11 protein-coding genes and 2 pseudogenes are annotated in these 12,673 nt (G+C 66.4%); 7 read left to right on the plus strand and 6 right to left on the minus strand.

What is annotated here, in order from left to right; genetic code table 11:
* The first annotated feature begins 219 nt into the window (after positions 1 to 219).
* The 4 genes from ACWGIH_RS40320 to ACWGIH_RS40335 all read left to right on the plus strand — a co-directional run bounded on the left by ACWGIH_RS40320 (position 220) and on the right by ACWGIH_RS40335 (position 4,555).
* Positions 220 to 1,599, plus strand: coding sequence for a hypothetical protein (locus ACWGIH_RS40320; RefSeq protein ID WP_453452132.1), 1,380 nt, complete (start codon positions 220 to 222; stop codon positions 1,597 to 1,599).
* Between the two features lie 336 nt (positions 1,600 to 1,935).
* On the plus strand, positions 1,936 to 3,192 hold the full coding sequence (locus tag ACWGIH_RS40325) for an AlbA family DNA-binding domain-containing protein (RefSeq protein ID WP_453452131.1): 1,257 nt from the start codon (positions 1,936 to 1,938) through the stop codon (positions 3,190 to 3,192).
* Positions 3,193 to 3,462: 270 nt separating this feature from the next.
* Entirely contained in the window at positions 3,463 to 3,657 is a 195-nt protein-coding gene (locus ACWGIH_RS40330) for a hypothetical protein (RefSeq protein WP_453452130.1), read from the plus strand.
* 454 nt (positions 3,658 to 4,111) lie between these two features.
* Complete coding sequence (locus tag ACWGIH_RS40335) at positions 4,112 to 4,555, plus strand: hypothetical protein (protein WP_453452129.1); 444 nt, start codon at positions 4,112 to 4,114, stop codon at positions 4,553 to 4,555.
* Between the two features lie 60 nt (positions 4,556 to 4,615).
* Here the strand turns inward: ACWGIH_RS40335 and ACWGIH_RS40340 are convergent, their stop codons facing one another.
* Positions 4,616 to 5,656, minus strand: a complete 1,041-nt coding sequence (locus tag ACWGIH_RS40340) for a NucA/NucB deoxyribonuclease domain-containing protein (protein WP_453452128.1) — start codon at positions 5,654 to 5,656, stop codon at positions 4,616 to 4,618.
* A gap of 1,855 nt (positions 5,657 to 7,511) precedes the next feature.
* Here ACWGIH_RS40340 and ACWGIH_RS40345 point away from each other — a divergent pair.
* A complete protein-coding gene (locus tag ACWGIH_RS40345) occupies positions 7,512 to 7,775 on the plus strand; it encodes a hypothetical protein (RefSeq protein WP_453452127.1) in 264 nt (87 codons plus the stop codon).
* A gap of 9 nt (positions 7,776 to 7,784) precedes the next feature.
* On the plus strand, positions 7,785 to 8,414 hold the full coding sequence (locus tag ACWGIH_RS40350; RefSeq protein WP_453452126.1) for a helix-turn-helix domain-containing protein: 630 nt from the start codon (positions 7,785 to 7,787) through the stop codon (positions 8,412 to 8,414).
* 301 nt (positions 8,415 to 8,715) lie between these two features.
* Here the strand turns inward: ACWGIH_RS40350 and ACWGIH_RS40355 are convergent, their stop codons facing one another.
* The 4 genes and pseudogenes from ACWGIH_RS40355 to ACWGIH_RS40370 form a co-directional block, all read right to left on the minus strand.
* Entirely contained in the window at positions 8,716 to 9,315 is a 600-nt protein-coding gene (locus tag ACWGIH_RS40355) for an SMI1/KNR4 family protein (RefSeq protein ID WP_453452125.1), read from the minus strand.
* 74 nt (positions 9,316 to 9,389) lie between these two features.
* Positions 9,390 to 9,614 (minus strand): annotated as a pseudogene (locus ACWGIH_RS40360) (transposase); the annotation flags it as partial.
* 3 nt (positions 9,615 to 9,617) lie between these two features.
* The gene (locus ACWGIH_RS40365) at positions 9,618 to 9,794 is read right to left on the minus strand and encodes a hypothetical protein (RefSeq protein ID WP_453510442.1); all 177 of its coding nucleotides are present in this window, start codon (positions 9,792 to 9,794) and stop codon (positions 9,618 to 9,620) included.
* A gap of 240 nt (positions 9,795 to 10,034) precedes the next feature.
* Complete coding sequence (locus ACWGIH_RS40370; protein ID WP_453452824.1) at positions 10,035 to 10,664, minus strand: hypothetical protein; 630 nt, start codon at positions 10,662 to 10,664, stop codon at positions 10,035 to 10,037.
* A 334-nt stretch (positions 10,665 to 10,998) separates the two neighbouring features.
* Here ACWGIH_RS40370 and ACWGIH_RS40375 point away from each other — a divergent pair.
* Positions 10,999 to 11,154, plus strand: a pseudogene (locus tag ACWGIH_RS40375) (IS256 family transposase); the annotation flags it as partial.
* Positions 11,155 to 11,322: 168 nt separating this feature from the next.
* Here the strand turns inward: ACWGIH_RS40375 and ACWGIH_RS40380 are convergent.
* Positions 11,323 to 11,796, minus strand: coding sequence for a GNAT family N-acetyltransferase (locus ACWGIH_RS40380; protein WP_453452826.1), 474 nt, complete (start codon positions 11,794 to 11,796; stop codon positions 11,323 to 11,325).
* Between the last annotated feature and the right edge of the window lie 877 nt (positions 11,797 to 12,673).

Below are 12,673 nucleotides of genomic sequence, written 5' to 3' on the forward strand. Positions count from 1 at the left end.
GGCCGGGTTCCCGACCTGATCGACACCGTCGGGGAGGTCCATGTTGCGCCGGCCAGACGCAAGCCGCCTGGACTCCGCCCTCGTAGCTGTCCACGTTCTTCTGGGCCGGCGCACAACGACCGCCACCGGATCCGCTGACTTGCCATACCGGTACTTGTACTCTTCTACTCTTCCGAAATGTGGCTGCACCCCCACCGATCCGGTCCCTAGGGTTGGCCCATGACCACCAAGCAGGACCTGACAGGATGGCTGGAGCAGTGGGCTGCGGAAGCACGGCGCCTGACCGCCACTGAACGCAGAGGAAAAGCTCTTACCAGTGGAAAAGCATGGACGGGTCTCGCCTCCGCCTTTGGCCAGCTCGCACCGAAGGTATTCCGGGGGGACTTGTATGACGATCACGAGGTGAGCAGCCGAGTCCTTACCCGGGTTGTTGGTCTGGGGCACATAGCCGAGGCATGTGCCCGCGGTGAGGACGTCCCAGTAGCCGAGCTTGCGGCCGACCTGGAAGCTTTCGCTTGCCGACCGTTACCCGAGATCCAGACATGGATGCTGCTAGACATCGTCCTGCCGCCAGGTGCAGACATCCGGCTAGGCGAGTACCGCCTGTGGACCGCCTCGGCGGAAGACTTGCGGCAGTTGCAGGCCCTGCCGCGAATGGCGGCCTGGCTTCCGAAACCAGCGCTCGACCCGGACGGCCTCCTCGCCGGGTGTACGTTCCTGGCCGTCAGCGACCCTGACGCCGAGCATGAGGACGGGGGATGGCGCTTTTCGTTCCCCGACCGGCGCCCGGAACGACCTCATGCCGACGTGCTAGTGACACTGCAGCTATGGGACCTGACCCACAGCGTGCACCCGGAGGTCTTCTTTCACGTCGAGCCGGGACGATCCACCACAAGAACCTGGGGTTCCCCCACCATCGAGCCGGTCTATGACGACCGCGGTGAAGAGGTGGACGAACTGCTTCTCACCGACGGCTACACGGTAAGGGCAGAAGACCTGGATGCCTTCACTGCGTTCGTCACCGCCGTGTACTCGCTCATCGAACACGCCAAGGGCGCGAAGACGACCATCAGACGGTCGGCGACAGCCGCCACAGGCCGACTACTGCGCGCCACGCAGCGCACCCTCGGCGGGAAGTGGGTCGATGAGTCCGAGATCCAGGACGTGCTGCTGGACTACGTCACGGCGACAGAAGCACTGCTGGTGACCGAAGACATCGACAAGTCACGCAGAACCTCCCAACGCGCAGCATCCTTGTGGCCGGCGGATTCCGATCGCCTCCGAGTAGCGAATCTGGTCACCGCAGCCTACGGACATCGTTCCAACTACGCCCACGGCCGCGACGACAAGGCACTTCCTACGGTCGAAGAGCTCGAACAGATCAGGGAGACCGCGTTCATAGTCTTCCTCCGCTGGCTAATCTGCGTACAGCAGTACGGCGACAAGGTCGGGAGACAGCTGGACCGCGGCCTGCTGTCGTCAGAGATCCGCCGTGAAATCAGTGACCTCGTCGGCCGCTTCGCCTCGGCGAGTCCTGCCGCCAACCATCGCGTTGTCGGACGTTTTCGCCTTAGCTCTACCGACGGCCAGAAGCGGTAAGCCCACCAGGCGGTACGGGCGTCGGCCGCCAACGGCCTGCAGGCCGTCTGTCGGAAGGTCGCATCAGCAAGCTGATCGAGGACCAGTGGTTTAGGGACTACCAAGGCCGACCGATCCCTGGGCTTCGCTAATTGACTGTTCCTGTCACGCGTCACCCGCCGGCTCGGTCTGTCCAGCTTCGACGCACGGCTGTGCCACGGCATCAGGAATGAAGTGCGAGTAGCTCTCGCGGAGACGCTGGGCACGCGGTCACCGGACGCCTCGACACACCCCCTGAACCTCAGCTGCGCGGACCTAACGGCCAATCGCCGACGAAACGCCCAGTTAAGGTCAGGCATGGCCTACACGTCGCTTCACCGCTCCGTCGGCTCACCGCCCGGCCGTGTGACTGCCGAGACACTCGAACAGGCAGTCGCCATCCGCCTGGGCGAGGCAGAGGATCTCGACTGGAAGCAGGACGCCGATGATGCGAAGGATAGCCGGGAGACCGCCAAGGACTTCGCCGCTCTCGCCAACGCTGGTGGGGGAATCATCGTCACCGGTGTGCGGGAGGACGGTGCTGACCACGCTGCTGAACTGTTGGGCGTCGAGGATGACCGCGCCAGGAGCCTCGTAGCCAAGTACCGAGCCGTAGCCACCTCACTCGTGCGGCCGTTTATCCCCGCCTTCAACGTCTACAGCGTGCCGCTGCCCGGCTCCCCCGGACGCTCTGCGGTGATCGTCGAGGTGCCCCGCAGCCCGGAGGTCCCGCACCTGGTGGTCGTGGACAAGGAGGCCATGCGGTACCCGAAGCGGGTGGGCACCGACACGGTCTGGCTTGGCGAGTCCGAACTCGAGGCCGCTTACAGACGACGGTTCGCCCTGCGCCAGGACGCACACACCCACCTGCAGCACGTGCACGACGAACTGCACCAGCGCCTCCATCAGGAACCGCGCAGGGTATGGGTCGTGGTGACAGCTGTGCCAACGGTGCCGGCGCCCCTGGACACGGCACCGACGGTCAACCCATCAGCCACAGACCCGATCATGACCACGATCCTGCGGGACATTCCCTCCGGCCGCGAGAGCCTGCTCCGCACCAAACTGACGAACTACAACCCGGTGGTCGGACTTCGCCGTTCGATCTTCACCGCCCCACGCCCGTACACCGGCCAGAGCACCAGCGCCCACCTTGAACTCCGCCACGACGGATCGTTCAGCGGCGCGCTGAACGCCAGCTCCCCCATGCAGCACGGCCCTGCACTGCTGACGCAACTCTCCCTAGAAAGCGCGGTACGCGACCTTGTGATCGCCGCCGCCCTGAACGCCGACCAGCGTAGCGCCGACGGCACCCTCCAGCTCCGTGCACAGATCCTCACCAACGGCCCCGTCGCTCTGGCCGAACGTGATGGGCAGTACGACGAGCAGATCGACGGCAGCCTCACCCTCGACGGCAGCCTCCCTGCACAAGCCGCCACCTTCGTCACGACCGAGGCCCCGATCGCTGACCTTGCAGCCCTCCCCCAACGGCGCACTGAAACTGCAAATCGACTGCTACTGGACCTCACACACCAGTTCGCCGTCACCGACCTGCTCCAGCAACGATCGCACTGAACTCGTACGACCGACGCGGCGGTCCCGTTCAGAACGGAGACGCCAGAGGCGACCCTGCCCAGTGGGTCGGCTGCGAGGACACGACGGGCCTGTCGAGACGAGGTGCGCGGCAAATTTGAGGAATCTCGGAGAATCGCCGCAACTCGAGAGGTTTCGCCAATAGGCTCCATTCTTGACCCTTCCTCGGTCCTCCATTGGCAGCGATGCCTATGGGCGGGCGCACAACTCCGTGTGCCTGTACTGCACATGGCGAGTCGAGGAGGGGAAAGCATGCGCGTGCGCATGTGGCTGGCCCGAAGATTGAGACGGTGGCGCCGCACGGCCCGTCGTCTCAGGGAGCGGTCATCGCAGCTCAAGGCCATGCACTACGGCCGCGGGAGGCGATGGCTGAGGAGTCTCGCCGTTCAGGTGTCCGTGGACATCTGCTCGGCGTTGATCCTCTACCTCATCTTCCGCGGCCGGTAGCAGGACGAGCAGTCGCCTCACTCTTGGACGGGTCGGGGCGACTGTCTCGCTTGTTCCCGTCCGACTGTCAACCAGCGGTACGGGAAGCCACGCAACACTTGTTGCGTGCAGATCCAGCGTAGCCCCAATTCGCCGTGCTACGCGCAATGTTCCGCGAACCAAATCACGAAACCAGTTGGCGTCGGCTCCCCGAATCGCCGCACGAATTGCCTCACCAGACGATTTGAAAAGTTCGCATCACGCTGACCTGCGGGAACGACGATGGCGACGTCAGACTTACGGCAGTCGCTGCACCCTCCGTCCAGACGGCCCCGCCTCCCGGCCCAGGCGAGGCAACGGGACCGGCCACCGACGCTGCGACGTCGGGACTGCTCTCTCGCGCCACTGCCCCTCGTCCTGGATCATGAGCCGGGAAGCATTGCCGGGTAGTGGGGTACAGGAGCGGAGTGTCGTTATGGCGTTGGTACATCGCGAGCAGTTCCCGGTACTGATCGAGCGATTCTTGCTGTGGTTGCAGGATGCCGACGAGGATCTGATCGACGACTGGCCTGAAGGCGCGCAGGGGTTGGTGTCGGAGCAGCACGGGCGGGTGGACATCCAGTCGGGAGGCCACACGCACACAGCCACGTTCACTGTCGAGGTCTGGGACGCACCGCCTAAGCCTGATGGCTCCGTCTCCTGGGAGGCGATGGGTGAAGCGGAGCTGGAGTCCGCCTCAGGGCAGCTTCAGTTCCACACGGCCGGCGGGCCGGACGAGAACGTGATCGACCTGGGCATCCCCAACCGGCGGTGGCGGCTGCGCGCTCATGTGGTGGGGCAGGAAGAGGTCGCGGCCCTGGCCGAGCAGGGGGTGCCCGAGGGGGTGGAGCGATTCCTGCTGCAGTTCTGGCCGGTATGACGGATCCTGTAGGCAAGGTGGGGCGGTGCACCCGCCCCACCCTGCCCACAGGGCAAGTTGTCAGGACACCTTGATCAGGAAGCCGTCGTCAGCGCCGTCGATGATGCGGTTCTTGGTGTAGAAGCCGCTCATGATCCTGCCACCGGCTTCGTTGTCGTCGTTGGGGATCGGCCGGGCGGAGAAGTTCTTCTTGGGGGCCTTGCCTTGCGGGTCGTACTTCTTCAGCGCCTGTGCAGCGCCTTCGTAGGTGGTGGAGAAGGGGAACTCATCGCACTGCTTGGTTTCGCCCTCTGAGTAGCCGGCCCCCCACTTGGCCTTGCACGCCTTGACCGCCTCATCGCGGTTAGCTTTACGGCGCTTTTCATCGTGATACAGGCGGGTCAGGGGCTCCTTGGCAGTGCGGCCGGGGATGTCCTTCTTGGTGTTCTTCGGTTCGGTCGTCGTCGGCTTGGTGTAGGCGTCCTTGATGTGCTGGGCTGCGGCCCGCTCCTTGGCTCCGGCCTTGGTACTGAAAGGCATCGACACCGCGTAGCTGAACGCGGCACCGCCATCAGCCCTGGACCCGGCCAGGTATTTCGCCTTGTCCCAGCGCGGGGCCAGGAAGAACGGCGCGCCCTTCAGAGCCCCCGTCATCGTCCAGCCACCGGTCACCTTCAGCGAAAGCTCGGGCTGGAAGACGGTGAACAGTGCATCGTCGGGGCCGGATCCGGTGCCGGACTTGCCGGTCAGGTTGTGGGAGAAGCCCGGGTCGGGCTGCGCGGCCAGCGTCGCCCAACTCTGCCCCGCGGGCAGGTCGCCGCCCTGGCTGATCCGGGCGCTGGCCGGCCACGTCTGCGGCAGGGTCACCTTCGGTGTGAGAATCATGCCGGGCGCCCCGGTCCGGCCGACGGACTTGAACTGGTAGTGGTGATAGACGTTCATGGTCCGGCTGCCCTTGGCGATGGTGCCCACCGCGAGGAAGACGATCTGGCTCTCTCCCGAGGGCCGGTTGTTGACCAGCCAGGTCTGATTGAACGAAGCGCCGGAGCAGACCGCGAACCGGGACTTGATGTAGAACTTCTTGGTCGCTCCCAGGCCCTTGAGGCATTCCTTGGCAGTCATGGTCCGCGGCGGGTCCGGGTACGGGGGCGCAGCCGCCTGCCTGGCCGGGCTGCCGGCCGCAGCCGGCGCAGCGGTCGCCGGCGGGGCGGTCGCTGACGGAGTGCTGGACTTCGGTGCGTACCGGCCGGCGGGACCGACCGTTTCCGCGGCTGCCTGAGGCTGCATCAGGTCCGCCTCACTCGCCTCCCACCCACCGGTGCGGGCTGCGGCACTGCCGTCCTTAAGGCTCGTCGCGGTCGGCACAGGCGCACCGGCCGGGCCAACGGAGGAGACGACCTGCAGGTCGTCTCCGGGCTCAAGTGCCCGGGAGGAAGCCGGAAGAGCCACGGACATCAGCATGGCCGCAGCCGGGGCCGCCGCCCACCGTCTGCGCATCCGTGTCATACGAGTTGATCTCGGCATCTGTTCCCACAAGGTCGTGGCCGGCTTGTCACCGACGGTGTTCGAGGACAGGCACCACATGATCATTAAGCGAAATGCGGCGTCACCGATCTTTCAGGACAGAAGGCCGCGAATCCTCCGGCGTCCAGTCCCGCAGCCGGAGCCAGGACCGCGACGGCATCGACTGGGCCCATAACGGCCGTGGGGTTTTCCGTTTCGGCCACGACGAGCTCAGACTTCAACGACGCCTGGGCCCTTCCGAGGCAGTCAGTTCCTTCCGAACATGCGGCGCCGCTTCAAGATGTGACCAGCTGACAGAGCGGGCCCAGTTGGTGTCTACTGCGCGAGCTGCTTCTTCAGCTCGCGGGCGCGATGCCCTCAGCGCCCGCAGCGCCACGCACTGACCACCGGCAGCGGCCCCTTGACCGAGCTCCTGGTCCGCGCAGCCGCCCCCGGGAAACTCGCAGACGCGGCCCTGACCCTCTCACTGCCCCTGACCGCCCAGGACCTCCTACAAGCCGTTGATCGACCAGACGCTGCGGGTGGACCTGAATGCGCCGCGCAAACAGCGTCACACCGTCAAGCGGATCTCGACCAGCTCCTGGGCGAGCACGGTGCGGAGGCGACTAGGGAGGCAGCCTCACGCGGCCCTTCGCAGAGCTATCGTCGGCACGGGACGCAAGCTCAACCAGCGCAGCGGGCAGCCACCCCGGTGCGCAACTCCGCTACATCCGGACCGAAGCGGGGCCTTTGGAACAGCGACTGACGTACCGCGGCCGGGCCGAAGGACGCGGGTGAAGATCGGGCATCGCTTTCCCGGCCGACCGGATGACGCCAGATCAACGCCCGGCGGTAGCCAGGAGATCTGGCGGCTGCTCCTGCGGCAGCCGTCGGCGTGACGTGGCCCGACGTCAAGCAGGGGGCCGGGCACGGCGAAGGCCGGCACCAAGGGTGCCGACCGGACGCTCGGCAGGCGCGGGCCAACGCATCTGCCAGTTCCTGAGGTTTGGGCTTGCGACCAGTCGCCTTCAGGGGAACACCGCCCGCCTTAGCGGACGATGTCGTCGCTGCGCAGCGTCTCCCAATCGAGGCCCTCACTGCAACCGAGCGGGAACGAATACTGGGCCGTGCGACCCTCTGCCGGCTGCAATCATGAGCGCACCGACCACATTTGCTCACACTTCGGCCGTACGCCGTGCGGTGCGAGAGCCCATCAGCACGCCACGGCGAGCCGCGGTGCCGGCGGTAACTGCGTAGCCGGCAGGGGAACATCAGCTAGGCCGTGAACCGGCAAAGGGGACATACGTATCTCGGCTCGCGGGTAGGCAGCGGCGCAAGCATGGAAGGCTGTACGCATCGCGCGGCCCGCTGAGAAGGCAGGGTCAACTGCCGTAGGACTGCGCGATATTTGCGACCACTCAGCCCCTGGGCCCCAGGCGTCGCGCCGGGGTCCTTCGCCGGACGGAGTCACATTGTGAACCATCTGCCCCCTCCCGCCGCGCCCGCCAACCCAACTTCGCCAGTGCGCTGGGACTCCACGCACGCCCTGATCCTGCTGATCGCGTTTCTCACGCTCGGCACCCTGCTCTTCCTTGCAGGAACTCCCACCAGCGCCGTCCTCGCCCTGCTCGGTGGCTGCGGTGCGATCGGCGCAGGCACCCTCGCCCTCGCCGGCGGCGGCCGCCGCCTGATCACGGCCCTGGCCGAGGCCGCGGTACGCTCCGGTGTCGGCAGGTAGACGCCTGCCATGGCCCCTCCCAGCAGCTACGCACACGCGCCCTACGCCCCTCTCGCCGCGCACCTGAGCGCGCTGCGCAAGAACGCTCGACTCAGCCAGCGCGCCCTCGCCCTCGCCGCAGCGGTCTCCCGCGGCACAGTCCAGAACGCCGAATCCGGCACCTGCGCCCCCTCCCTCGCAGTCCTCGACGCACTCCTCGACGCGTGCCGGGCACCCGATCACGCTCGCCACGAGGCAAACCAACTACGCAGCCAGGGCCGAACCGCCGCACGCCACCGCGATATCGGTGCGCCCTCCGCCCAATACATATACGGGCGCGGGGCACTTGCTGCCGTGCTCGCCAACGCCTACGAAAAAGCTGGTGCCCCCTCCCCCAGCACCTTCACCCGCCCCACGCCAGGACTGACGCCCATCCCCCGTACCACCCTCTACAACATCATCAACCGCCGCCGGCTGCCGGCGACCGAGGAGCAACTGGCAACGTATCTCGCTGTCTGTCGGGTCAAACCAAGCGACCGCGCCCACATCCACAGCGCATGGCTGCACGATCGCAACTTCCCTCGCCCGATGCCGCCGACCCACTGGCCAAGCACACCATCAGCGTCCTCACGACGCCCCGGTCAGACGCGGGTCAGCTGAGCTTGTTCCGCTTTGACGGACACCATCGGTGTGGTGGTCAGGCTGCGAGTGCGGTCTCGTAGTCGGCGGGGCTGCAGTAGTCGAGGCTGATGTGCAGTCGGTGCAGGCGCCAGTTTCGCCACCTGGTCCGTGGTGGCGGCCAGGGCCTTCGCCGACAACTTCCTGACAGTTACATCAACTTCCTCGCGATCCTCCAGTACCTCCTCGTCCCCGCAGGTGGCGAGCCAGGTGCCGTCCTGGCACCCCGGCCATTAGAGGTCATCTCGTTTGGGCCGCCGCTCCTGCCAGCGCGGTGGGCTTTTCACATACCGCGGTCTGGGCCGTACCAAGGCTCGGGACGTTCGTCGACGGACATCGGCAGGTGTCGCATTTGCACAGGGCCTGGATAGAAGGCTGCGCTGTTGGGACCGGTCATGTCTTCACCGGTGAGATAGCGGTAGAGCCATTCGGCGAAGCTCATGCGGTGCTCCGCCCAGGTTTCGTCGTAACTCACCAGGAGCCGGGGGACACTGGTGGCAGCGATGAGAAAGATTGCCTCTCCTCGGTCGGTGCTCGCGAGGGGCCACAGCCCGTTGCGGGTGCCGAAGCTCAACTCGTCGAGTCCGAAGAGCTGGCGCGGGTCCTCGTCCGCGTCGAGATCGAGCTCGTCCCACGGCACCTCGGACCATGCCTGGATGCTTCTTTGGATCTCCTGCCCCAGGTTCCACCGCTCGGTCGCCGGATGATGGAGGTACAGGTGGCCATTGAGCTGGATCGGGGCGTAGGCGTCAACCAGGACCCGGTAGTCGGGCGGCAGTTGTATGCCGAGATCCGCGTGGAGACGGTCCCAAGCAGCAGGGTCCGCAAAGCGGTTCTGGGCCGGGCCGAGCATCGCCATAACGGCGGGCAAGTAGTCGGTCATGCAGTCCTCGATGGTGTGTGCCCGGCTCGGTGCTCCGCGGCAGGCCGGCGTCGTATTGGGCCGTACTCTACGGATCACGTCGCAGTGATGGCCTTCGCCAGTCTGCGGTAGCAGATCAGGGCGGCGGCGATTTCGGCGAAGGCGAGGAAGTGTTCTGCCTTGCGTTCATGGCGACGGTGCAAGCGGCGGCACCCAGCGAGCCACGCGACCGTGCGCTCCACGGTCCAACGGTGGCGGCCCAGCCGTTGTGAGGACTCCGTGCCCCTGCGGGCAATGCGCGGGACGATGCTCCGGGCGCGGAGTCATCGGCGCAGGTGGCCGTAGGCAGTGGAGCTGCTGACTTGCTTTCCGTCGGGAGTAAGACCCGCGACCAGGTCGGTGTGCTGGTCGGCCAGCGCCCACTGCTTGGTCGTACCAGTGGAGGAGGAGCCGACGTACGAGACGCCGGGCGTCGACGACTTCACGATGACGCTGCGCACCACAGAGCGGCAGTGCTTCGGTTCGGCGGGCTGCAACGTGACGGTCGAGCCGCGCTTGACCTACGACGGCCTCAGCGATCTCGATCCTGATGCGGTGTACGAGATCACTTACGAGGTGTCTGGAGACGCTGTGACCCGTCCAAGGCAGACCTGGCCTGCACGATGGCCAAGCCCTGACGGCCCCATCGCATCACAGGCCCCGCCGGCGCACCACGCGGCGGCGGGGCCCTGGCTGCACGGTCAGTGCACCGGCCGCCAGTAGGCGGACGCCTCGTCCAGAGTCCGACCTGCCGGTTCCCGTGTCGGGTCGTCCCAGATCAGGCAGCCCCACACCAGACCGGGCACATCGGAGCCCATCCGGTCGCCCGGCCCCTCGGTGAGGGTGCCCAACACCTCGTCGAAGTAGGCGGCCATCGACGGAAAATGAGGGCCGTCCGGCGGCTCGCTGAGGTACCAGTGGCCCATCCCGTCGTCGGACACCCAATGACCGGATTCGGGCCCGGCCTCGTCTCGGGTTAGCCACGGAACCGCGGCCAGACCGTCCCAGGGATCCGGTCTCCCGACGCCGGGGAGCCGGGGCCCCAGCGCCTGGTCCGGGGACATGATGATCCCGTTGGGCAGGAATGCCCCGGAGCCGACCTCGCCTTCCTCGATGACCTGATGATCCACTCCCCCGCACAGCCGCCACAGGGCAGCCAGCTCCACGGGAAGCCCGAAGCCCAACTGCCTGCGCAGCTCCGCATCCGCCGCACCGATCTCCTCCTCGGACGCCGGCGGAAGCAAACTCTGATGCGACAGCGGCGCGTGCTTTGCCAACCACTGCACGATCCGGGACCACGCCGCCTGCACCCGCTCTATCTCTTCGCTCATACAGGGCACCGAACCGACAACAGGCCCCCGACCAACCCCGGTTGCGACCACAACCAGACCGGCCGGGCCGCCTCTCCACCAGCAGCTGGCACACCGGGCAGTGGCTGCCCCCAACCCGGCCAAGCGAACTCGACCACCGGTCAACGGCTGGACCATCAACACGCAACGGTGCTGGTGACCCGCGTCCGCATCAACATTCCCGGCTCCCGGCCCATCCCGCCCGTGATCGTGTGTACTTCCGGCGAAACCGGCCGCGGGCCCGCCTCAGCCGAGCACACCCAAGAGCGGGACTGTAAGACGTTCGGTGTAACTCCCGATCATGGAAGATGCATCGATGACCAGTGAGAACGTGTCCGAGTCCGAGGCTGTCGAGCCCACGAAGGCTGTGTCGGCGAAGGCCGTGGACGACCAGTTGATTGACGAGCTGGTGGGCCGGGCCCAGGCCGAGAGCCTGCAACTGACCGGGGAAGGCGGGCTGCTGCAGCAGCTGAACACCACGTCAGGACCCCGCCCGGTTGTCATGCAGGCCTCAGACACAGCTTCTGATGCGGGTCGACGGGTGCACCGCACCGGCTCGCCAGCCAACGTCGAGTGGCAGTTCGACTTGACGTCGATACAGCCCCGGCTGGGCTAGGGCGTGAATCGAAAGCGGATCTTGTCAGGTGTCGAGTGGAAGTTCCAGCAGTTCCTCTGGAGGCTGGAAACCAGACCGCTGATAGAGCGGGGTGCTGCGCTCTGACGGCCAAACGATCAAACCCTCGAGGCCAGCGCTGCGTGAATGCTGCTTCAGAGCCTCAAGGAGCTCCGAGCCAGCGCCTTTGTTCCGTTGTGACGGCATGACGAAGAAGTTCGTGACATAGCCGACCGGGCTGTTGCCCTCGTAGGGCTCCGGCATCCGCTCCACCAGACAGAGGAACACGTGACCGCAGACTTCTCCTTCGGCCTCCGCGACCCAGGCCAACCAGTGGCCATCGCTGAGCCGGTCGCGAACCCAGCGCTCGACCTCTTCCAACTGCCGAGCAGGAGCTGGCGGTTGCCCCTCGTAGTCCTCCTGCTTGAACGCCCAACGCAGTTCAGCCAAAGTCCGGGCATCGGAAGGACGGGCCGGACGCACGATGAAATCTGCGGTCATGGGGGCGAGCTTCGCTCCTGCAGCACGGTGAGGCAAACCGATTTCCGTGCCGATCACAGCCATACATCGATGGCCGCAACGAGGACGGAGGCCTCGCAACGGACCGCGAGTTTGTCGTACCTCGTGGCCACCCCGCGGTTTCTCTCGAGGCGGTTGATGCCGCACTCGACCGCGTGGCGCTCCTTGCAGTCCACCGGGTCGAACTTCGGCGGCCTGCCACCGTGTGAGCCGCGCTTCTTGCGGTTGCGGGACTGGTCCGCCTTGCCTGGGATCGTGCACCAAATGCCACGCCGACGCAGAGAGGCGCGGTTCTTGCGGGAGACCTACGCTTTGTCGACCCGTACCCGCCGGGGACGAACGCGCGGTCTACCCAACCCCAGCCGCGCGACCCGGATGCGCCCCAGGACGACCTCGAACTGCGGGGAGTCGCCGCGCTGTCCGGCCGCAACCACGATCGACATGGGCATCTGGCCCTGCTCCACAGCCAGATGCAGCTTCGCGGTCCGACCGCCGCGCGAGCGTCCGAGCCCGTGATCGGCCGGCTCGCCAGCGACACCGCCGGGCGACCCCTTCTGCACGGCGACCAGGGCACCGTCACATGCGAGGCGCAGGTCCAACGCCCTCGCTGAAGATGATCCCCCGTACCCCGAAGGCCCCTTGCTCGGTATCCGGCTGCTCCGCACCAATCGCGGGCGGATGCTGCCCCTACTCATTCGAGAACAGCCGAGCAACGACGAGGAGCAACCACGGCCAAGGGGCACGGCGCCGATGGGTCCCCATCCCTAGGCGGTGTCTTCAATGTAGTGGCGCGGGATGATGGGTCTTGTGAGTCGTCGCTATGAACTGACCGATGAGGAATGGGAGTTGTTACGCCCCT

It is taken from the genome of Streptomyces sp. NPDC054872 (genome assembly GCF_053610705.1).

Excerpts from the sequence above, each read along its gene's own strand:
- ACWGIH_RS40325 (WP_453452131.1), top strand. The coding sequence starts at position 1,936 with ATGGCCTACACGTCGCTTCACCGCTCCGTCGGCTCACCGCCCGGCCGT.
- ACWGIH_RS40355 (WP_453452125.1), bottom strand. The coding sequence starts at position 9,315 with ATGACCGACTACTTGCCCGCCGTTATGGCGATGCTCGGCCCGGCCCAG.
- ACWGIH_RS40320 (WP_453452132.1), top strand. The coding sequence starts at position 220 with ATGACCACCAAGCAGGACCTGACAGGATGGCTGGAGCAGTGGGCTGCG.
- ACWGIH_RS40370 (WP_453452824.1), bottom strand. The coding sequence starts at position 10,664 with ATGAGCGAAGAGATAGAGCGGGTGCAGGCGGCGTGGTCCCGGATCGTG.
- ACWGIH_RS40340 (WP_453452128.1), bottom strand. The coding sequence starts at position 5,656 with ATGACTGCCAAGGAATGCCTCAAGGGCCTGGGAGCGACCAAGAAGTTC.
- ACWGIH_RS40350 (WP_453452126.1), top strand. The coding sequence starts at position 7,785 with ATGGCCCCTCCCAGCAGCTACGCACACGCGCCCTACGCCCCTCTCGCC.
- ACWGIH_RS40335 (WP_453452129.1), top strand. The coding sequence starts at position 4,112 with ATGGCGTTGGTACATCGCGAGCAGTTCCCGGTACTGATCGAGCGATTC.
- ACWGIH_RS40380 (WP_453452826.1), bottom strand. The coding sequence starts at position 11,796 with ATGACCGCAGATTTCATCGTGCGTCCGGCCCGTCCTTCCGATGCCCGG.
- ACWGIH_RS40330 (WP_453452130.1), top strand. The coding sequence starts at position 3,463 with ATGCGCGTGCGCATGTGGCTGGCCCGAAGATTGAGACGGTGGCGCCGC.